We start from the raw sequence: 21549 nt of genomic DNA on the forward strand, positions 1-21549 counted from the left end.
AGGTACGTTCTTGCTGAACATCAATTCCGCAGTAATTAACCCTGTGCCTGAGAATTTTCTGAATCTTTCCTGGCTGTTCAAGCAATTCGGGGAATAGCTTTTTTTCAATACCTTCAACAATAGAAGGTGTCAGGAACTGCTGGCTGTATGTTTCGCTGTCCCTCACAGCTGTCCAGGGTTTGATAAACCCGAAGGGGCCTGCGTATTTTACGATGTATAACATGGTTTTATGTTTTGTTTTTCTACACCTGACAGGTTTTTAAAACCTGTCAGGTGTAGATGTGTAGTTTTGTTGTTTTATTTGATTTGAAATTTACATTTCCAACCAATTTTCTGTTTCTTTTATTTCCATTTTACTGCTATGCATGTATTTAAAATTTGCTTCATCGTCGAACCAGCCTATGACCTCTGTACGGCGCAAATTTGTTGGCTTAATTGAAATGCAAGTTAAATAACTGCTCCAGGGGTATTCTATTGGGTGTTCACAAAAACCATGGTGTACCGGGTTTTTATGGATGTAAAGGATTACCTTTTTCAAATAACTTTCATCGTTGATTATTTTCCGTTTAAATGGTCTTTCAAAAAGGGTGCCGTTGGTTTCGTAACGTTTGTTAAATGCTTTGGTGTAAGCGTTAAATAAATTTGAAAAGTACTGGTGTAGTGGTTTTATATTTTCTACACCTGACAGGTTTTTAAAACCTGTCAGGTGTAAACAATCTGTCATTTCTTCTTTGGCTTTCATCCTTACCAGCAAATGAAAATGATTCTTCATTAAAACCCATGCATACGTGTCGGCTATCGGTAAAATGTATTTGTCATACAATCCCAGAAAATACTGGTAATTGGCCGGCTCGTAAAACAAATCGCGGTTACCAACAGCATGATTGTATATGTGATAATAATTACCGTATTCCAGGGGTTCCATCAGATATTTTTATTGTCATTTTTACTTTATTGCACCAAATCCAATTCCGGTTGAATTTCCCAATCCGACATTCCATGCAAAAAGTTTTGTCTCTGCATTCCCTTCAATGATCGCCGGGCACCAACTTGCTCTGTTTTCAATGCCGTTGTAGGTAACCTTTTTTGTGCCTGCTTTTGCATAGGAGCTCTCAAAACGTATATTGAAAGTTTCGTCTTTTATACCTGCAATCTGCATTTTTGTTTCCATTGTTTCTTTAAGGAAGCTATTAGCTCTGGAATCTGTATACAGGATATGCTCAACATTGCCTTTAAATTGCCTCTTGATAAACACCGGACTTGCAACATAAAAAAGTGTTCTGTCTGAAAGATCAGGGTTTTGTTGAATGATTATTTCAGATACCTGGAGGTGATTAAACATTGTAGGTGAAGATTGTATACCGGTAATCATTCGCTTTATCAGTTCATCACTGTGTGAACTAAAGAAAAAGGATGAATCGTTTTCAAACTTTAACCCTGCTTTAACAGCTTTAGCGCCTTCAAGCCTTGAGAATGAGTATAATGATATCTCTCCATGCTCATTGTTCCAGCCAAGCCATTTATGAATACATCCTGTGAGCAAGGCCTGATGATCAAATGGTATGGTGCTTTTTTCTGTTTTGATTTTAATATGAAGTCTCATTTTATGATAAATTAAGTTCTCTTCTTTCCTTCCCTTATCCTTACCACAACGCCTATTTGTTTTTCGGGGTAGGTTTCGGGTGATATGCGGTTGATTCTTACTTCAAATAGCTCCGTATGTCCCAGGTTCAGAAACTGACTGATGTGCTTGTTCTCTTCGCGCGGGATGTATCCCAGTTTCCTGTCTTTGTAATAAAGCGCAACTGCATACGGGTCAAACTGATTGTCGGGTTCGGCTGTCATCTTCAGGCTGATGCCTATTTTTAATTCCTCAAAAACTTCTACGCCATCGTAATAGGTGAAGCCTGCCAGATTAAAATGTGCATAATGTTTGTCAATCATTTTGTATCCTGTTTTATGGTTAAACTTCTGTTCTCTTCATTTCAGCATACAAAAAAACATCCTGTTTGTGACAACTTTTGTCATAGTTGAAAAAAGTGAATTTTTATTTTTTAATTCTGCTATGTTGGTTTTAATTGTTTAAAGTGACAGGCAGCATACATTGATAGTAAACCGTTACTGCTTTAGATTAGTGGCTTTTGAGTGAAGACAGCTCCGCTTAATTAATTTATTTACATGGTTTTAATTTCAGCAGTATCGGTTTGGAATGAGGGTTCTTTGGCTTTGCAGGTATCCATCCGTTTGTTGATAAAGTCTATAAAGTCCTCCGATTCAATTATCTCAATTTCATTCAGCAATCCCATTACAAATCGTCCCACCCCTTCATAGCTGCACACATCGGTTTCGAGTATCCATTCATTGTCGTTTACCATATTCAGGTCTTTTTCCGAAAGCGGATATTCTTCCATCAGCAGGCGGGCGGCCCGTAATCCAAGTTTTAGTTTGACAGGCAGCAGCTGATAGCTGCTGATTCTGAAAATATCTATATGTCCGGCTTGATGATGTTCTTCGCATTCCCAGTCATGGTTGGTTATTTCCACATCGCTGATGCGCGAGAGCTTAAACAGTTTGTTTTTGCCGCTTTCAGGCTCGTACGCCCATATTTGTATATAGTTGGTGGTAAAGCCAAAAGGTTCAACAAAGCGGTCGCTCACCATTTTACTGTTGGCTGAGCTGTAATTTTTCAGCACCACTTTCTTTTTCTGTTCTATGGCTTCACCCAGGCGATCCACAATTTGCGCGTTTTTCCCCTTTACCACCGTTTCAGCCAGTATTTTGTAATTGTAAACCGTGTACAGTTTTTTCTTCAGGTTTTGCTTTATCAGGTTATTTTCATCAATGTTTTCGATGGCGCTTTTCAGAATCCAGGCTTCCTCTTCGGTAAAATGAATCAGGCTGCTGATGTCTTTAAAGTATTTCGATGATTTATCAATCCGGTGAATATTGCCTTCTCTCTTCATTACAAAACCGGCTGCTCTGAATGTGTCGATATAGCGATAAACGCTGCGGGTGGTCATATTAAGTTTGCCGGCAATGTCCTGAACGGTGTAGCGGCGATTGCCGGTAAGCATTAGCATCAGCCTTAGTAATCGCTCAATTTTGGGTTGGTCCATTGGTTTATATGATTAAGATATATGGTGACAGAAGGTTATTTTGCCCTGCTGCCGGTTATTTCTTCTACACAGCCCATTCCCAGTGCGTTTTTTTCGCCAAAGCCACATAAATATCCTGTTTTTATAAGCTCAGCAGGAGCGGTCAGGCTGAAATCGTAGGTGTATCCTATGATTTTTGTTTGGGCAGGCGTGTGGGCCTTAATGATTATTCCCCACTTGCGGGGCGTGTTCAATATTTCGGTTTTTACTGTTGGAATGCTGCTGACCAGTTCAGGCCTCGATGAAATAAGACCCGCCTGCAGCAGGGTGGTATATTTTCTGATAAGGTTATCGGTTAAAATCTGGCAATAATCCGGGTGATCCGGTGCCAAATATTCGGCAGTGGGGCAATGCTCAACCTGCTTGCCTATAACTAAGGGTGAAACCAGCCTGAGTTTTATATGTTCGCAAAATTCAGGTTCGGGGAGCACTTCAACAGCACTCACCTGAAATGGAGTTTGACTGATGTGATCGCCTAATGTAAAGTGTTGATGGGTAAATATACCGGCAACAAAATGTTCAATGGCAGCAGGGACCATAAATGAAATAACAAAACTGCACTGCTGACTGATTATCCGCAGCCGATCCTGTTCAACCTTAAAACCCCGTGATGGAAAGCTAAGTTGCGAAAATGTAAACAACTTGTATTTTTTGGTTCCATTAATAAAGCCGGTGTCGTGCAAAAAACGGGCAAAGGCATGGTTTCCTTCACCAATGGTGTGATATATCCAGGCCGAGAGCGGGTACTGATAATTAACAGGGATTGTTCTGTGGATGGGATCGGTAGCTGTTAGTGTAATGCTTAATCTCATTTTGATGGACTTAAAGATAAATATAGGTTTAAGTAAATATGATGCTAATAATAGCAAACTTATAAAATAAATATTCAGCTTTAGATGTTATGGTAAAATAAATTCTAATTTTATTTTATCGGCGCTATTTTTGGTAAAAACTGTAGAAAGTGCATTTATTTATGGCATTGGTTTTAAGGTATTTTATTGAAAATCCCAAAGCAGGCAGTGTGCATGAGGTGTAATGTTTGTTCCGGCAAGGTGTTCTTTACCATCCGTTTTTGTTTTTCTCAAGGTTGATGGCCTGCAGTAACTCCTGCTGTTCGGGCAAATCTGTTTCCAAAGTTGTGAGCAGCTCATCCGCTTTGTTTAAATGTGCTCTTGCCTTTTCGCTGCTGATGGGAAGGTAAAGCTCATATAAAGCCAGGTGAAACTCGTAATAGGAGGGGAAATACTGGATGCCTTTTTCGTAAACAGCAATGGCATAGTCATTTAATCCGCTGCCGGCATAGCGCGATGCCAGCCCGTTGATTTCCGGAATTTCGGGTGGAAAGAAGTAGTGCCCCAACCGCGATGCCTCTTCTGTTTTTTGCAACTCATCGTCTACAGTGATAGGTAATGTTTTGAGCTTGTATTCACTGTTTACTTCGGCAATTGGGGTATAGCGGCAGCTGAAATCAGCGAATATTTGTGTGAGCAGATAAGGAGTGGCCACTATCGGTACGGCTGTGTGACCGGCATAGTCGGCCTCAAATGTATGAACTGATGTGAAAAAGGCCGGATATTTTGATTTTAGCCGTTCATATTCGCTGCGGTGGTAAAAGTCCTTATCCTGTGCTTTTCCGCCTGTTGAGATGGATATCCGGCTGTAATCAACAGCTTCGGTGCTTTCCATGCGAAGTATCAGCTTTTCAAAAGCATCAAGTGGGGTGTGTGCTATAACGGCTGAGTAATAATCAGGGGCCAGAAGGCAGGAATAGAGGGCAAATGAAGCCGAAAATGAATGTCCAATCAGAGTCTTAAATCTGTTCGGATGGTAAGGCTTTATCTGTTCATCCACTTCAGTGGTGATAAACCGGTGCAGGGGAGTGGGCTCCCGGGTTTCGCTGTTGAAGCTGCATTCAGCATTGCGGTTGCGCAGCGGAATAATTACCACGATTGACTGTGGTATCTGGTGGGTGTACTGCAGGTATTTTATGGTGCTGCTCAACGGGTTGACCAGCCATTCATGCTGCCCGTCAAGCAGATAGATAACCGGTAAGCGTACTTCCTCCGACTGGTATTTGTAAAACTCAGGCTTGATAACATAAACAGTGCGAGGCTCGTTGAATGCCTTTGAAAAGAAGGAAAGGGTATCGGCGGTTTGTGCCCAAAGTTCAGTTGCGCCCAGCAGGGCAAGCATGAGAGTCAGCGTTTTTTTCATGTCCGGGATGATGCTCGTTGGTTTGATAAGGGTATCAACACCTGCTTTCACCAGAATGTTGCATGTGGCCTTTAATTTTACACCGCTTGCGCTGCCTGCTGAATTGGTTAAAGGCCTCAGAATTTCACACTTACTTAGCTTTCACTGGCCTGTTTGTTTGTTGGCTTGAATGATCGTTTATGGATGATGACCGAAACAGGTGGCCGGTGTGGTGTTAAACAGGGTAGTAAAATCATTTGTTATCATTCCGATGGAGGCTAAAAAGCAACTCCCCGCCGGTATATTGCCGGCAGGGAGTGATGTCCGGTGAAAGAAAACTTTCACTATTCTGTAATCACGATCTTTTTGGTGGCGATTGTCCGGTTGTTTTCGCTCAGCATCAGGTAATAAATGCCTGATGGCAAATTGTTTTTATGCAGCATAAATGACTGGCCTTCCAGGTTTGATTGCTGATAAACAACTTCGCCCATCAGATTGTATAATTTAACAACGGCCTTGTTGAGGGGGAAACTTGTTTTGATGGTCGTTTCCGATGAAAAGGGATTGGGGTAAACCGCAAAGTTTTTATCGGCAGATAAATCATCTACTCCGCTGCAAAGCTGCCACTGCGCCGAAGAGGTCAAAATGTCGTCAATCATCCAGCCTTCTCTGTTGGTTTCAACGGCATCCGACATAAATGTAAATTTAATCATCAGGCTGTCAACCGGATAAATAATGGTGTCGGCTTTAACCGGAATCCACCATTCCCAGTTGAATCGTGACAATACCCAACCGTCAGATTTCCCGGTTGTAGTTAACGGATGATTGGTATATGTGCCATTTGTCGCATGAAAGTCATCGTCCCACCAGAAATTGGACCCCCACAGGATACCGTTGGTGTCACTTACCATAACCCAGGAGTTGCCCCCGTCATACGAGGCTGTTATGATTCCTTTGTCGGTCAAGGTATCCATATCATACTTATGCCAAAATTGCATGCTGGTGTAACAGGTGACGGTATATGGATTTCTGATAACATAAATAAACGATGAGGTGTTATTGGCCGGGTAGCTGTTGGTGGTATCAGTTAGCATGGCCCTGTTTCCTTCATGTGCCGCATCAAAAAAGGTCTTGCCGGGTGTACCTGTTTGCCAGATATTGTTCTCGGTGGGTTCAATAATAATCTTTGAAGTGGGCGTTTCAAAAGTGACAGAATCATATGTGTATTGCGGGTAAGCTTTGCCTGCCATCATCAATAAGAAAAACAGCATCATCAGATTTGTAAATTTCTTTTTCATGTTATCTTCGGTTGGGTTATTATTATTGTCCTTGCTTAACAGGTGGCATGATAAAAAGTTGCCACTAAAGCACTTTTTATGCAGGATTCCAATGCGAAGCCCCTGTTTGTTATCTAAACAATTTGTAAAGATAAGGATTTGAGGATAATATTTAATAATGAGGGTCATTTGTGAATACTTGAGAGGTTGGGGGTTTACACCGGATAAATCTAAAGGCGTGATATTGCTCCCTGGCTTGCGCGTGTCCCCGGCTTGTGTGCGTCCCCCGACGCGTGCCCCGGCACCTGAAAAGCTTTTCTCAAAGTTGCTCGAATGTTTGTTAGCGCGCTGACGGTTTAGGGTGACGCGCTGACGGTTTGGGGTGACGCGCTGACACATTCGGGTAACGCGCTGATAACCAGCTTGCGCTCGTCCCCGACGCATGCCACGCCATCTCAAAAGGCGTCCCGCAAAGCTAAACGTACGTCTGCAAACGTGAATCGAGCCTCTGCAAACGTGAATCGAACGTCTGCAAACGTGAATCAGACTCATGCAAAACTGAACGAACGTCTGCATGCTTGAATGTAATCAGACCATAGCTTGCCCGGCTTGCGCGCGTCCCCCGACGCGTGCCCCGGTATCTGAAAAGCTTTTCTCAAAGCTGCACAAATGTTTGCTGAGTACCTGGCTTTGTTAATGGTAACAACTTCAAAAGAAACAGGCTTCACCTGCGTTACATCCAAATGTTGATGGGGTATTCAGGCAATATAACAACAGAAAAAATTATCCATGACACAATAAAAGTTTTAATAACATTAAAAATCCGATGGATAATTTGGATATTTAATAAAATATTATATTTGTAATGAAAGGCCGATTTGAATAAGTGATTTTGATGGTTGTGGACAAGTCGGATATAGGCGCAATGCTTCGGGTATACACTCGTTATGGGCTATTATAAGAACGACATGCTGGTCATTACTGGGCTGACCACCCAAAGTCGAAAATGTGAAAGCGAAAAACGACATTAAAAATAAAGTAGCCGAGCCCATAAAAAGCTGAAAATCGAAAGAGTAAGCATTATTTAAAAACATTCTAAATTTTGAAATCATGGAAAAAAAATTGTTTATTATTGTTGGCCTTTTAATAATTGCAACAATAGCATCAATTGTTTTATTTTCAGGCGGTTGTTCGAAAGAGAACAAATCATCCACTGAAGCAGAAGTTGTTCAGGATATTTCGTCCTTAAAAGCAGCAAATGCAAATTCCGCCACGATTCATATAGAATGTGCTGGTACATGTGAAAACAATGAAAATTGTGGGGCTCGCTGGAATATCCCCTCAGGCATAATTGAATGTACTTGTAGTGGTTGTGTGATGTCAATTACCAAAGACAATCCTTCTGATCGAAGTACTGCATCCAGATCAGATATGGGAAAAATTGCAGCACACTTTGTTGACTATCTTTATAGAGAACATGGCACTCAAAATTACTTAATCACAAACTACAAACAGACATTCTATGATCTGGCGGAGTACATTGAGATTAATTATATTTTGAATGACGATCCGTCAGAAACTTTCAGCTTAACTTTTCTATCAAAATTTGAATCAACTGATTTAAAGGCACCTCCTCATACAGTCTTGGTTGATTGCCATGGCTCATGTGATACATCGGCTGAAAAATGTGTCGAAGTTTATAACACTAACACTGGTGAAGTTTATTGTAAATGTCAAAGTGATAATTGCAAAATGAAAATTGAAGAAGTGAAGTAAACTACTGATATTTAACAAATAACAGCCCATAACAAAAGCAAAATGCAAGCGGGCAGATAGTGCTGATTTAAAGCTAATTACATTTATTAAACATCTTGGTTTATTGGATGTTTATTGCTTTGAACTGCCCGCCTGAACTTAGCTTTACCCGTTACACACTCAATCTTTCCGGGATTAAACATATTTCATTGCTGAAAAGAATTACCCCGGAGGGGTGAAATGTTTATAGAAAATGTGATGTCAATCCAGGAATCCGACCCCGTTTGGGGTCGTACCTTTTTATCGAAAGATGCATGCTATAAATATGCAATTCCTGCAGAATTCGGTTCGGGTCGAACATCCTTGTTTATGTTCTTTTCTTTACACACTCAATCTTTCCGGGATTAAACATATTTCATTGCCGAAAAGAATTACCCAGGAGGGGTGAAATGTTTATAGAAAATGGGATGACAATCCAGGAATCCGACCCCGTTTGGGGTCGTACCTTTTTATCGAAAGATGCATGCTATAAATATGCAATTCCTGCAGAATTCATCCAGGCGGTAAGTTGTAGCAATATACGCGGTTATTTATTTCGATTTTACCTTAAAAATACGCAAGCTATAGCCCCAACACCGTTATAAAATATTGAGGTGATAGAAGTGCTTCTCAGCTCAGCTGTTACTTTCCCTGTTTTTTGCTGTAGCTAAGTGTAATAAACGATTTGTTGGGGGTGAGTTCTATTTCTTCCCGGTGGGTGCGGCGCATCGCTTCTGATTGTATATATGCATCAATTTCTTCTTCTTTTACCTGGTGCGAGATGGCGGCCAGCTTTTCGAGCGACTTGTATTTTGTTTTTGTAACAAAGGAGGTTTGCTGGTTTCGCTGAATCACAATGAACAATGTGCCTTTTTCGCTTAATGTTCTAATAATTTTTTTTAACGCCATGATGGGTTGCGTGTATTCAAGCACAAGCCCGATAAAAAACAGGTCAACATTGCCGATGTTTAATTCGTCGTGCAGTATATCAGCTTTTATAATTTCAAGACCTTTCATTTGGTTTCCAAATTTTTCATGGGTCTTTTTCAGGTATTCAGGGTTGATGTCGATGGCATAAACACGTTGGGTCAGGTCAGATTTTACATGTTCCAGCCCGTTGCCGGTTGAACAGCCCAGCAATGCAAAGCTTCGGGGCAAATACCTGTCAAGGGCATCGTGTATCAGTTTATTTAATACCTGGGCCTGTCCAATTTCAGTCATATGGTTTTCATAATCGTCGGGCAATATTTCTAACCAGGGATTGTCCATTATTTTTAGTTGGGTTTTATTATAACTGATAAGTGCACCACAGATACGGGTAAGGCTGGTGACCGGGTCAGCAAAGTTAAATGATAAGTTTATACTTTTACATGGTTTCATATAATTCGCCATAGGCCTGGAAGTCATGGGCTTTGTTAAAATTTATTATGTTGAGTTTGTTCTTCAGGAAAAGTATCCGGTACAGCTGCTCAATGCGGTGTGCATCGTTTCTCAGTCCGGCGTCTTGCCCGTTTATTTGTAGAATGTTTTTAAATGCCTCCTGTGTTGCTCGTTTTTTGTATTTGTTTGGCTAAAGCCACTGTGTGTTACTTTTATTTAATAAATGGGCTGAAGCCCATTCCAAATCATTTGAATTTAATTTATGGAATGGACTCCTCCCACTTTTAATCATTTGAACATTATCGGGTAGTGGCATCCGATTCTTTGTGCTCCACACAAAATGAATATACACTTTTACAAAAGACATGTTATCTGTTTTTTTGGCTAAAGCCACTGTGTGCTAATTTTATTTAATAAATGGGCTGAAGCCCATTCCAAATCATTTGAATTGATTTTATTGAATGGGGAAACCCAATTTTTAATCATTTGATATTTATTTATTGAATTCGAATCGCCCATTTCCAAATCATTTGAATTGATTTTATGGAACAGGGAATCTCCCTTTTTTAATTATTTGAATTGATTTATGGAAGGGGGCATTTTTATTCAATGAAATGCCTCCAGCTTTAGCTGGAGGACTATTAATTTCAAAAAGAATCTGGCTTTAGCCAAACCCTTAATCTTTGAATTTCTGAAAATTATATTTGTTTATAAAATCATCATATTCTTGCTGAAATGTTTTTTGTTTGTGGTGCTCTTCCTGATTTTTAATATAATTCCTTACCTTATCCAACACTGATTCCGAAACCGAAATAGCAAAATATTCATCCTGCCATTCAAATTTCTGTTTCGTTAAGTTATGTTTGTTAATCCAAAAAGAAGACTCACCCTTAATTAATTGCATGATTTTTTGAATAGTCTGGTCTGCACCGAGAGAAACAAGACAATGGCAATGGTTGTTGTGTCCGTTAATGAAATCAATATAAATGCCCTTTTCTTTTGCATTTTCCCTGATATGTTTCCAAACATTAATACGCAAGTCAACATTATCGAGTAATGGCACCCGATTCTTTGTGCTCCACACAAAATGAATATACACTTTTACAAAAGACATGTTATCTGTTTTTTTGGGCTAAAGCCACTGTGTGCTACTTTTATTTAATAAATGGGCTGAAGCCCATTCCAAATCATTTGAATTGATTTTATGCAATGGGAGCCTCTCATTTCCAATTCATTTGAATTGATTTCATGGAATGGGGAAACCCAATTTTTAATCATTTGAACATTATCGGGTAATGGCACCCGATTCTTTGTGCTCCACACAAAATGAATATACACTTTTACAAAAGACATGTTATCTGTTTTGTTTGGCTAAAGCCACTGTGTGTTACTTTTATTTAATAAATGGGCTGAAGCCCATTCCAAATCATTTGAATTTTAATTTATGGAATGGACTCCTCCCACTTTTAATCATTTGAACATTATCGGGTAACGGCACCCGATTCTTTGTGTTCCACACAAAATGAATATACTCTTTTACAATAGCTCCCAGCCCCGTCTTTACCTGTATTCTTATCAAGTGGTTATTAGTGCAAATCAAACCGGTCGGCATTCATCACTTTTACCCAGGCTTTTACGAAGTCGTGCACGAATTTTTCCTGATTGTCGTCCTGTGCATAAACCTCGGTATACGATCGCAGAATGGAATTGGAGCCCAAAACCAGGTCAACCCTGGTGGCTGTCCATCTGGTTTTTCCGGTTTTTCTTTCCACAATATGGTAAAGATTTTCGGAAACCGGTTTCCATGCGTAATTCATATCGGTAAGGTTTACAAAAAAGTCGTTGCTTAAAATGCCTTCTCTGTCGGTAAAAACGCCATGTTTGCTGCCGCCGTGGTTTGTGCCCAAAACGCGCATTCCGCCAATCAGAACCACCATTTCAGGTGCTGTAAGCCCCATTAGCTGGGTTCTGTCGAGGAGCATTTCTTCAGGGCTAACGGCATAATGTTTCTTTTGCCAGTTTCTGTATCCGTCGTGCAAAGGTTCAAGTACATCAAATGATTCGGCGTCGGTCATGCCGGCAGTGGCATCTCCTCTGCCCGGGGTGAAAGGTACCTCGATATGAAAGCCAGCATCATGAGCCGCTTCTTCGATGGCGGCGCTTCCGCCTAAAACAATTAAATCGGCGAGGCTGACTTTTTTGGGCAGTTTCGCCTGAATTTCAGAAAGTTTGTCAAGAACCCTGTCCAGACGTTGAGGTTCATTGCCTTCCCAGTCTTTTTGCGGAGTCAGCCGTATTCTGGCGCCATTGGCCCCGCCTCTGAAATCGGAGCATCTGAAAGTGCGGGCACTGTCCCAGGCTGTATTGATTAGTTCGGCCCGAGTAAGGCCGCAATTGAGCAGCTGAACTTTTAAATCTTTTATTTCCTTGTCGGAAAGGATGTAGTTGACAGAAGGCACAGGGTCTTGCCAGATTAAATCCACGTCAGGGACATCAGCTCCGAGATAACGGCTTTTGGGGCCTAAATCGCGATGGGTGAGTTTGAACCAGGCTTTGGCAAAAACCTCAGAGAACAGGGCAGGGTCATGATAAAAGCGTTCAGATATTTTTCTGTATGCAGGGTCTGTCTTCAAGGCCATATCTGCATCGGTCATGATGGGGTTTCTGCGCACACCCGGCACGTGAGCGTCAAAAGGCATGTCTTCTTCCCTGATGTTGATGGGTTCCCATTGCCATGCTCCTGCGGGGCTCTTTTTCAATTCCCAGTCGTAAGTGAACAATAGATAAAAATAAGAATGATCCCATTTGTCGGGGTGGGTAGTCCAGGCACCTTCAATGCCACTGGTGACTGTGTCTTCGGCATTGCCTTTCCCTTTTGGATTTTTCCAGCCGAATCCCTGTTCATGCGGTTCAGCAGCTTCGGGGTTTGGCCCCAGTAGCGAAGCATCGCCGTTACCGTGGGTTTTGCCCACAGTGTGGCCGCCGGCAGTGAGGGCAACGGTTTCTTCGTCGTTCATGGCCATTCTTTTGAAAGTAACCCGCATGGCCCGGGCTGTTTTCAGGGGGTCGGGCTGACCGTCAACTCCTTCAGGATTTACATAAATCAGTCCCATCTGAACAGCGGCCAAAGGGCTTTCAAGGGATTCTTCATCTGCTGAATCGGCATACCTGTCTTTGCCGAGCCATTCTTTTTCGGCACCCCAGAAAATGTCTTTTTCAGGATGCCAGATATCTTCGCGTCCACCGCCAAATCCAAATGTTTTAAACCCCATGGATTCATAAGCCATATTTCCGGCAAGAATCATCAAATCGGCCCACGAAATGCTTTTGCCGTATTTCTTCTTAATGGGCCATAACAGGCGGCGGGCCTTGTCGAGGTTTACATTGTCGGGCCAGCTGTTGAGCGGGGCAAAGCGCTGATTGCCGGTGTTGCTGCCACCGCGGCCATCTGCTATGCGGTATGTGCCGGCGCTGTGCCAGGCCATTCTGATCATTAATCCGCCATAATGGCCACTGTCTGCCGGCCACCATTCCTGACTGTCCGTCATTAATTTTTTGAGATCATTTTTTAATGCTTCCAAATCCAGCTTTTTAAATGCTTCGCGATAATTAAAATCTTCGCCATATGGATTTGTTTTGTTGTCGTGCTGATGCAGGATGTCAGTATTGAGCGCATGGGGCCACCAGCTCATCACGGAGCTGTTGAGGTTGGTATGGGCGCCGTGCATCACCGGGCATTTGCCTTTTTCTGAAGGGTTCATTTTGTTTGCTTTTACAAGGTGAACGCTAAAGTTAGTGTTTTTTTTGACATAATCCTTATTGCTAAGGGTTTCAGATTCAATGAGGTGGCAGACTTGCCGGTGCAGCTGTAGGGTAGTGGTTGTAAGCTGCTGATAGCCCTGCGCTTTGGGCCATATGGCAAAGGCAGGCCGTAGCCATTTGTGCTGTAAATGATATTTGTGTAAGCAACATCCTGCGGAAACAAGGCCGCTTGTTCAATGTCTTTGCGCTGGGTTTGCCTCAGGAGGTGTTGCGGAATACACCGGGCGGTATTTCAGACTTTTTATTTTACATAATAAAGACCGGCATCGGGGCCTAAGGGCAATCCTGCTAAAATCCACCCAATCAATAATATGGTCCACGCTATAAAAAACATAACGGAATACGGCAACATGGTTGCGATTAAGGTACCGAGCCCTGCTTTGGCATCGTATTTTTGGTAATACACAATGATGAGGGCGAAGAAACTCATCATGGGCGAAATAACATTGGTTATGCTGTCGCCGATGCGGAAAACAGCCTGCGACAATTCGGGAGAATAGCCCAGCAACATAAACATCGGAATAAAAACAGGGCCCATAATTGCCCATTTGGCTGAGGCACTTCCCATAAACAGGTTGATGATGCCGCTGAAAACCACAAAAAGAATAACCAGTGGAATAAGCCCTATATCAGTGGTTTGAAGGAAACCGGCTCCTTTTATAGCTAAAATAAGCCCCAGGTTGCTCCATTTGAACCAGGCTACAAACTGTGCGGCAAAGAAAACCAGCACCAGGAATGAAACCAGACTTTTAAAACTGCTGCTCATTCCGTTAATTACATCCTCATGTTTTTGGAAGGTTTTGGTGATGTAGCCAAAAACAATACCACAACTGGCTGCCACTATAAAAAGCACGGCAATAAAACCTTTGAGCAGGGGAGAGTGCAATACCGAATTGTCTGCGCCCCTTAAGAAACCGTGGTCAGGAATTAAACCTGCCGCAAATATGGCCATCCAGCCCAAAAAAACAACCAATACCCAACGCAGGCCTTTTTTCTCAACCGGTGATATTGGGTTAACAGGCTCTGATACAACGTTTCCGCTGTACTTTCCCAGGTGGGGCTCAACCCATGCATGGGTAACCCACGTGCCTGCAATGGTCACAACAAAGGTAGAGACTGCCATAAAATAGTAGTTGGAGGTTGGCATGACATAATACTCCGGATCAATAATCCGCGCAGCCTCGGTTGAAAGACCTGCCAGCAATGGATCGATGGTGCCGATGATCAGATTGGCACTGAATCCGCCGCTAACACCGGCAAAGGCAGCTGACATGCCCGCAACAGGATGACGGCCCAACGAATGAAAAATAACCCCTGCCATTGGAATGATGAGCAGATAACCGAGGTCGGATGCCGCGTTAGACATAATGCCTGCGAACACCACAATAAATGTTACCCACTTTCCGGGAGCCTTCAGCAGTAAGGCATTGATGGCTGTTTTGATTAATCCGCTGCTCTCCGAAATGCCAATTCCCAACAATGCCACCATCACAATGCCGAGTGGCGCAAAACCGGTGTAATTGTCAACCATTTCGAGCAGGATGCGGTGCAAGCCTTCAACCGACAGGAGATTGATTACCCTGATGGTTTCTCCCGTGGCAGGATTTGCTCCCTGCCAACCCAGCCAATGGCCGATAGCTGAAACCACCAGCGTGATGATGGCGAAAATGCCAAATAATGCGGCCGGATGCGGAAGTGCATTGCCCCCTTTTTCAACAATGGTGATAAATCTGTTTAGTGCCTTTTTAAAAAATTGTTTCATTAATGAGAAATGCTGTTTAGTTACATGTTAGTGAACAGCATTCAGGCCTGTTTTGTTTTCATTTTCTATGAGGCAGCCATATATTTCATGTTTTCACCACAGCCATTGCCATGGTCTTTATTGTCGTTTACAGCCGGTGTTATTTTTTCAGTTTGTCAGCTGTGATTACCCTAAAGGTGTTTGAATTGATGGTTAATCTGATGTTACGCTCTGCATTCGAAATGTAATAATTCTTGCCTTTTCTGAGAATGAGCTTTTCGTCGGTCTCTTTCAAAATATCAGCAATCAGGTTTTCTATCTGTTCATTCGAGCCATGTAAGCCCAGCTTTTTGTTTATCCTGTTATAAACAAGCGCAGTGTAACACACCCGTGCTGTCATGATTTGTTTAAGTGTGGTCATCGCTGATCTTTTCCTGAATATGTATGGTTGCCCGGCTCCGATTTTTTGATTTTCCAGCATCGGATGGCTTCAGCCAAAGTGCTGTTGCGATTGTCTTTCATAAAGTCGCGGATAAAAGTGTTGTACTCAAACTGTGGGGCAATCTCGCGGGGCGATGTGTCTGAACGCCTTTCTGCTTCCATCTCTTTCCATTTTTCAAAAGCCTCACCCAGCGTTTTTCCCTGTGCTGATTTCATCCAGTTCATAAACCTTACATGAAATTTGAATTTGCGGGCTGTTTTTTGCTGAAAAAAACTCCTCACATTTTCAGTGTTTCGGTAATTGTCAGTAATAATGGTGTTGTCGCTCAGGGGGGCAAGGTTCCAGTTAAACCGCGAGGTTGTCTGATATTCAGGCTGATGTGTCTCTTTTTGACCGGTTGTGAGGTATGTTTCAATGCGGGAGGCAAGCGCGGTTTTCCCTCCTCTTTTGTCGAGATTTTCAAGCCGGCAAAATTCAACCAAATCCTTTTTATACCAGTAAGAGTTCCTGAAATCGTGGATGTTTATCTGCCTGTCTAATATGGGTTTGTGTTCCATAGGATGGATGGGTTGCTGTGGCGCTTATTCCTGAAGCCAGTCTTTGAACGATTTGGCATTGTCTTTACTTATAAGTATTTCAGGGTGATCGACGGTTAAAATGAGTTTCAAACGTCCGCCAAAATAATTCTCAATTTCTTTAAGATACTTTTTGTGAATGATAAACTGCCGGTTGGCCCTGAAAAAATGCCTGGCTGGAAGCTTTTCCTGAATCTGATTTAAACTTTCGTTCAGCAGCCACCTGTTGCGGTCGTCATGTGCAAAAACCGACTGGTAATCAAGGCTGAAATAGGCGATATCCTCGCTTTTTATTAGGCGAATCTTCTCTTTAAAGTAAGTTAAAAAGGTGGGAAAACTTACCTGTTGGTGGAGATTTTGTATGATTTGAGCATAAATATTCGGGGGCATTGACAATGCGCTGTTTTGAAAAATCTGTTTGTATTTGCGCACTGCATTTTCTAAATCCTGTAAAGCAAAAGGTTTTAAAATGTAATCAATGCCATAACTTTTAAAAGCTTTCATTAAATATTCATCAAAAGCCGTTATAAAAATTACAGGTTTTTGAGGCTCTGTTTGCTCAAATATTTCGAAAGCGATGCCGTCAAGTAACTGGATATCTGAAAATATCAAATCGTAGGCCGATGAAGAATTCGATGAAAACCAGTCTGTGGCTTGTTTTACGCTGTTTAATTCTGATATCACCTCAACAGAATCAGTCAATTCGCTCAAAAGACGTTTCAACCGTTTAATGGCCAGAGGCTCATCTTCAATAATTACGACTTTCAGTATCATGCCTGGTCCGATTTGCTTAAAGGTATGGCTACTTCAAAAACGGTGTCACTTTGGTTAACCGTGATGCTTTTCTGAAGCAGAAGTTCACACTTTTTATTGATATTTTCCAGCCCGTAGCCGAGTTTGTTTACTTCAAAACTTTTCTTCCTGTTTATTTTGTTGCTGAATTTCAGGTAATTGTCATCATCAGTAACCGAAACATTGATTTCCATTTCGCTGATGTTGTTATGCTTTACGATGTTTTCCAAAACAATAAGTGAGCAAAGCGAAGGAACTAAAAAAGGAAGGTTGCGGTCAAAATGATAGGTGATGGTGATGGCATTTTCAAACCTGATTTTCAACAGATAGATGTATGTATTGATAAACTGAATTTCATCCTTGAGCGACACAAAATGATTTTGCTGGTTTGAAAGCACATATCTAAAAAATTGTGACAACTGCTGGATGTATTCATCACTTTTTTTGAGGTCTGATTGAATGAGCTCAGATAATACATTCAGACTATTAAAGAAAAAATGAGGCTGAAGTTGTGCCGTTAATCCTTTCAACTGCAATTGCAGACTTTCGTTTTCAAGATCCTTTATTTTTAAAATATTGTTGTAATGGAGCTTGTTTTTTGCCAGAAACGCTACAATGAAATAGGTTGCAATGATGATAATGAGGCTGCGGACTATATCAATGGACAATTTGATGAAAATGGGGGGGCCGTCAGGCTGAATATAGGTCCAGAAAGGGATTCTTATCAATAAATTTAACCCAAACAAAAGCAGGTTCATAAGAATTACATAACAGGCAAACTTGAGTGATGAAAACGATTTTTCGTGAAATTGGTTCTGAAACTTAAGATTGACAGATGTAATGATAAATGTGGTGAAGATCAGTAAGCATTTATCCACAATATCAGGCCATTGATGGTGGTCTATCAATAGCAAAACAGGAGACAGGGACAACAGAAATGTGATGACTCCTGAGAAAATGAGGTTGTATGTAAGGTTTTGCCTGGACATAAAAAAAACTGCAAGATAATGAAATCTTGCAGTTATGTTAAGGTGATTACTTTAAATTTGAGTTGAAGAAAGCAATGGCTTTATTCAGGTTTTCAGTTGTGCTGAACTGGGCGCCTCCGTGGCCTGCACCGTTCAAAAGTTCGTAGCTTACTTTGCTGTCGCCCAGCACACTTCTCAGAGAATTGTAAAAATTGAGGCTTTGCGTGTAAGGGATTAGCGGATCGGCGCTGCCAACCTGAATCCAGAATGGAGGGTCGTTTTCATCAATATATGTGGCCGGATTGGCTTTGCTCACAATGGCAATATTGGCGGGGTCGTTGGCATCAACGCCCACATACTGCGATTCATTATCGACATTGTAAGTAGACGAAAAACCAAGGGCTAAGCCTTCTGAAACCATAGATGCAAAGTTAATGGGGCCAAACCAGTCAATGGTTGCCTGTACCCTTGATGAGGTGCTTAAATAATCACCCTGGGTTCCTTCCAGGTAGGTGTCGTCGCCCGAAGTGCCAAGCATTGCTGACAGATTTCCGCCTGAAGATGCGCCCCACGAACCAATTTTGTCGGGGTTAATACGGTAGGTGGCTGCATTGGCACGTACAAACCTTACAGCAGCTTTACAATCATGAACAGCCGCCGGAAAAATGGCTTCGCCGCTCAAACGGTAGTTGATGGTGATGGCCACATAGCCATTGGCTGTTAACAACGCTGCATTGGCCGCATCCATGGCTTTGTCGCCCGCTCTGAATGCTCCGCCGTGAATCAAAACAACAGCAGGAAAGGGGCCTTCACCGGCTGGAATATAAATGTCCATTTTTTGTGCGCTGGAAGTAGTGGCATAAGCAACATCCTTGAGGGTTTGTGCTTCGGTAGTGGAGGGCGTTGCTGGTGTATCATCACTATTGTCATCATTTGAGCAAGACACTAAACTCATAAGAGTTAATGTAACCAACAAAGTTGCAAATCTTAGTTTTTTCATTTTTAGTAAAACTGTTTGTTAATAATGCAGCAAAGGTATAGCCGCCACACAGGAGCTGTTGTGTAAAAATGAACGAAACGGAATTTTAGGCCATAAAGCCGAATGGTGCGGATTAAAAGTACAGGATGCTTGCTGACTTATGGCTGCATCAGCGGGATACATCTGTCGGCAGTGCCTTTTCAGCTCGCTAAGCTTCTGTGCGTCAGAAAATCAATGAAGAATCAAAAGGGCTTTACGGGTTGTGGAAGGCGTTTTCAACAGGTTTATCAGAAACAGTATTATTCCACAAATATTCCTGATAATAAATCCTCCATGTCCTTCAGGTTGTTGTCGTAGTTTTCAGGGGTGGTCATGACAATGAATTGCAAAATACCCCAATCGCCCGCATAGTAGTAGTTATAATACTTATATGTATCTCCGTCTATTTTGCAGGAAATTTTCATGCATAGCATTTCTTTCCCGTTTACATTTCTTAATCCGGTTGATTCTGTTCTTGTTTCTTTAGACGCTTTAGACATATTGTAAATGGCGGCTGCTTTTAATTGCTGAATAGTAAAAATTTCGGTTTCAGCTATCAGCACGGCATAAACCTCCTGGTTTTTACTCGAAAATGTCAGGTCAGCTATCGGATTTACAGTTTCATTCGGTACGATATCCCATTTTTGGGCATCGTAATGAACCGAGTATTTGTATTCAGGGCTTCCCTGGGTCATGGTTCTGTTTGATTTTGCGCACAAAATTTTCTTTTTCGTGTCGTAATCGTATTTTTCGTCAGGGTTGTAAAAGTCGTCGTATGTTAATTCCTTTCCGGAGTATTTTTCAATCAGGGGGGCTATTCTTGCCTGTATTTTTTCAATATTCCCCGTGGCCCAGTTTTGCCCGGCTTTCATGCTTAATTCAGTCAACACCGGCATGGTTTCAATTATTTTCTTTCCTGCAGGAGACTGGTAAATTTCAATGATGGATTTTATCTCTTCATGGGTGTATAATTTGTCATAAATATGCGCAATGCTATCGATTAAATCGCCCATGCCTTCATTGATAACAACTTGCAGTGTATCCCATACCCCCGGAATATCATCGCTATTGTCAGCTTTATAAATGGAGATGATTTGGCTGGCGATCTGATTTCCGGTCTTGTCTGCTCCGGTCAAATCCAGTAACATCCTGATGTCATCCATTTTTGAATTCTGTCCATTTGAAATGGAAATCAGCGCAAATGCGAATAATAAAAGGGCAATTTTTTTCATTTTTTGGGTATAAGTTAATTAAAGTAAGAGGCTGATGTTTTATTTTATGATTGTGTGTTATATCAGGTAAATCAACGGGGGCAAGGTTTATAAATGACAGATGCTTTTTAAAATATCATGACTATCCGGGCAATTACTTATGAAATGTCCCATGATTCTTCAGGCAACCTTAGGCTCTCGCAGTGTTCAGGTATTGCTGGCAAATATAAATCATTGTTTTATAAATTTTCTGTATAGTTTTTTATCTGCAAAGGCAATTTCAACCATATAAATGCCGGCAATAAGTTTTTCGATATTAAATTCAGTTTCGGGATGGAGAAATTCTCTTCTGAGAACTGCTTGTCCTTGTGAGTTATATATAGTTACCAGGCCATTATGAGCTTGAGTATTTGTTTTTAATTGAATGGTTGTTGAAGCAGGATTGGGAAACAAGCTAAAATCGTTTCCCAAAGTTTCGTTAAGTCCGACCGGGAGCATATAATGACAAGAGTCTTCACCATTGGGTGAGTTTATAAAGCAGGTAAGGGTGTCGGTAAAACAGAGGGTATAGTATGTCCATTCAAATTCGTAAGTATACGGAATAAATAAATCCTTGATACTTCCAATTCCCTCAATCCAATAATCGTAAGAAAACAATCCACTTTGCTCAATCTGGTATCTTTTACGATAATGATTTCCCAATAGAACAGAGTCAATCCCTGTGACAGTTATTTGGTTAAAGTCAGGATTAATGGGAAGCTGCATGCCAACAGTGAGGTTATGAAAGGTGTAAAGTAAATGTTCTGAAGTGTCATTCGGAAAACTAACCGGTCCCGGCAAATTCAGGGATGTGGCCACAGGGAAAAAATAAATTTCCTTGTTGTCGTTTTCTCTTAGTCCGCCTAAATATTCAGGCTGATAACCCGGGAAGTCCACATTGTTAAAATAAACTTTTTTGTATGATATCCCTTTTAAGGTGGTGTCGCCTTCGAGCATGTAACTGGAGTTAAACAGGTAAAAGTCATTGGCTGACCATTGATGCCAGAACAGGCAATTCCATTCAGCGGTATCCGTTGGAAAGGGAGCATAGGTCTGACTGTTCAGGTGGCTCATCATGAAAAGTGCCAGTATAAAAGTCAATGTCTTTTTCATGGGATAGGGATGAAAGTGTAACTTTTAAA

General features: G+C 41.6%; 20 protein-coding genes. 1 reads left to right on the forward strand and 19 read right to left on the reverse strand.

What is annotated here, in order from left to right:
* The 8 genes from H6541_13360 to H6541_13395 form a co-directional block, all read right to left on the reverse strand.
* Positions 1 to 223, reverse strand: a 223-nt coding sequence (locus H6541_13360; GenBank protein ID MCB9016770.1) for a hypothetical protein, incomplete at its 3' end; no start/stop codon positions are given.
* Between the two features lie 90 nt (positions 224 to 313).
* Entirely contained in the window at positions 314 to 928 is a 615-nt protein-coding gene (locus H6541_13365) for a hypothetical protein (protein MCB9016771.1), read from the reverse strand.
* Positions 929 to 946: 18 nt separating this feature from the next.
* Positions 947 to 1603 carry a CRISPR-associated endoribonuclease Cas6 gene (gene cas6, locus H6541_13370; protein ID MCB9016772.1) on the reverse strand — a complete coding sequence of 219 codons (657 nt, stop codon included), beginning with the start codon at positions 1601 to 1603 and terminating at the stop codon, positions 947 to 949.
* Positions 1604 to 1614: 11 nt separating this feature from the next.
* A complete protein-coding gene (locus tag H6541_13375) occupies positions 1615 to 1944 on the reverse strand; it encodes an HIRAN domain-containing protein (GenBank protein MCB9016773.1) in 330 nt (109 codons plus the stop codon).
* 230 nt (positions 1945 to 2174) lie between these two features.
* Positions 2175 to 3116 (reverse strand): WYL domain-containing protein, encoded by a 942-nt coding sequence (locus H6541_13380; GenBank protein MCB9016774.1) that lies wholly within the window; start codon positions 3114 to 3116, stop codon positions 2175 to 2177.
* A gap of 35 nt (positions 3117 to 3151) precedes the next feature.
* Positions 3152 to 3967, reverse strand: coding sequence for a CRISPR-associated endoribonuclease Cas6 (cas6, locus tag H6541_13385; GenBank protein MCB9016775.1), 816 nt, complete (start codon positions 3965 to 3967; stop codon positions 3152 to 3154).
* A gap of 247 nt (positions 3968 to 4214) precedes the next feature.
* Positions 4215 to 5369 carry a hypothetical protein gene (locus H6541_13390; GenBank protein ID MCB9016776.1) on the reverse strand — a complete coding sequence of 385 codons (1155 nt, stop codon included), beginning with the start codon at positions 5367 to 5369 and terminating at the stop codon, positions 4215 to 4217.
* Positions 5370 to 5692: 323 nt separating this feature from the next.
* Entirely contained in the window at positions 5693 to 6646 is a 954-nt protein-coding gene (locus H6541_13395) for a T9SS type A sorting domain-containing protein (GenBank protein ID MCB9016777.1), read from the reverse strand.
* A gap of 1089 nt (positions 6647 to 7735) precedes the next feature.
* Here H6541_13395 and H6541_13400 point away from each other — a divergent pair.
* Positions 7736 to 8401 carry a hypothetical protein gene (locus H6541_13400; protein MCB9016778.1) on the forward strand — a complete coding sequence of 222 codons (666 nt, stop codon included), beginning with the start codon at positions 7736 to 7738 and terminating at the stop codon, positions 8399 to 8401.
* Between the two features lie 660 nt (positions 8402 to 9061).
* Here the strand turns inward: H6541_13400 and H6541_13405 are convergent.
* The 11 genes from H6541_13405 to H6541_13455 form a co-directional block, all read right to left on the reverse strand.
* A complete protein-coding gene (locus tag H6541_13405; GenBank protein ID MCB9016779.1) occupies positions 9062 to 9826 on the reverse strand; it encodes a class I SAM-dependent methyltransferase in 765 nt (254 codons plus the stop codon).
* A gap of 649 nt (positions 9827 to 10475) precedes the next feature.
* Entirely contained in the window at positions 10476 to 10913 is a 438-nt protein-coding gene (gene tnpA / locus H6541_13410) for an IS200/IS605 family transposase (protein ID MCB9016780.1), read from the reverse strand.
* Positions 10914 to 11385: 472 nt separating this feature from the next.
* Positions 11386 to 13560, reverse strand: coding sequence for a catalase/peroxidase HPI (gene katG / locus H6541_13415; GenBank protein ID MCB9016781.1), 2175 nt, complete (start codon positions 13558 to 13560; stop codon positions 11386 to 11388).
* Between the two features lie 302 nt (positions 13561 to 13862).
* Entirely contained in the window at positions 13863 to 15383 is a 1521-nt protein-coding gene (locus H6541_13420) for an AbgT family transporter (GenBank protein ID MCB9016782.1), read from the reverse strand.
* Between the two features lie 139 nt (positions 15384 to 15522).
* The gene (locus H6541_13425; protein ID MCB9016783.1) at positions 15523 to 15783 is read right to left on the reverse strand and encodes a DUF3781 domain-containing protein; all 261 of its coding nucleotides are present in this window, start codon (positions 15781 to 15783) and stop codon (positions 15523 to 15525) included.
* On the reverse strand, positions 15780 to 16361 hold the full coding sequence (locus tag H6541_13430; GenBank protein MCB9016784.1) for a hypothetical protein: 582 nt from the start codon (positions 16359 to 16361) through the stop codon (positions 15780 to 15782). The genes H6541_13425 and H6541_13430 overlap by 4 nt, the downstream gene beginning before the upstream one ends.
* A gap of 24 nt (positions 16362 to 16385) precedes the next feature.
* Positions 16386 to 17153 (reverse strand): response regulator transcription factor, encoded by a 768-nt coding sequence (locus tag H6541_13435; protein MCB9016785.1) that lies wholly within the window; start codon positions 17151 to 17153, stop codon positions 16386 to 16388.
* Positions 17150 to 18160, reverse strand: a complete 1011-nt coding sequence (locus tag H6541_13440) for a histidine kinase (protein ID MCB9016786.1) — start codon at positions 18158 to 18160, stop codon at positions 17150 to 17152. The genes H6541_13435 and H6541_13440 overlap by 4 nt, the downstream gene beginning before the upstream one ends.
* Positions 18161 to 18206: 46 nt before the next feature.
* Positions 18207 to 19139, reverse strand: coding sequence for an alpha/beta hydrolase (locus tag H6541_13445; protein MCB9016787.1), 933 nt, complete (start codon positions 19137 to 19139; stop codon positions 18207 to 18209).
* A 278-nt stretch (positions 19140 to 19417) separates the two neighbouring features.
* Positions 19418 to 20389 (reverse strand): DUF2059 domain-containing protein, encoded by a 972-nt coding sequence (locus H6541_13450; protein ID MCB9016788.1) that lies wholly within the window; start codon positions 20387 to 20389, stop codon positions 19418 to 19420.
* A gap of 210 nt (positions 20390 to 20599) precedes the next feature.
* Positions 20600 to 21520 (reverse strand): T9SS type A sorting domain-containing protein, encoded by a 921-nt coding sequence (locus tag H6541_13455; GenBank protein ID MCB9016789.1) that lies wholly within the window; start codon positions 21518 to 21520, stop codon positions 20600 to 20602.
* Positions 21521 to 21549 lie beyond the last annotated feature (29 nt).

The organism is Lentimicrobiaceae bacterium (genome assembly GCA_020636745.1).
GTDB lineage: Bacteria > Bacteroidota > Bacteroidia > Bacteroidales > Lentimicrobiaceae > Lentimicrobium.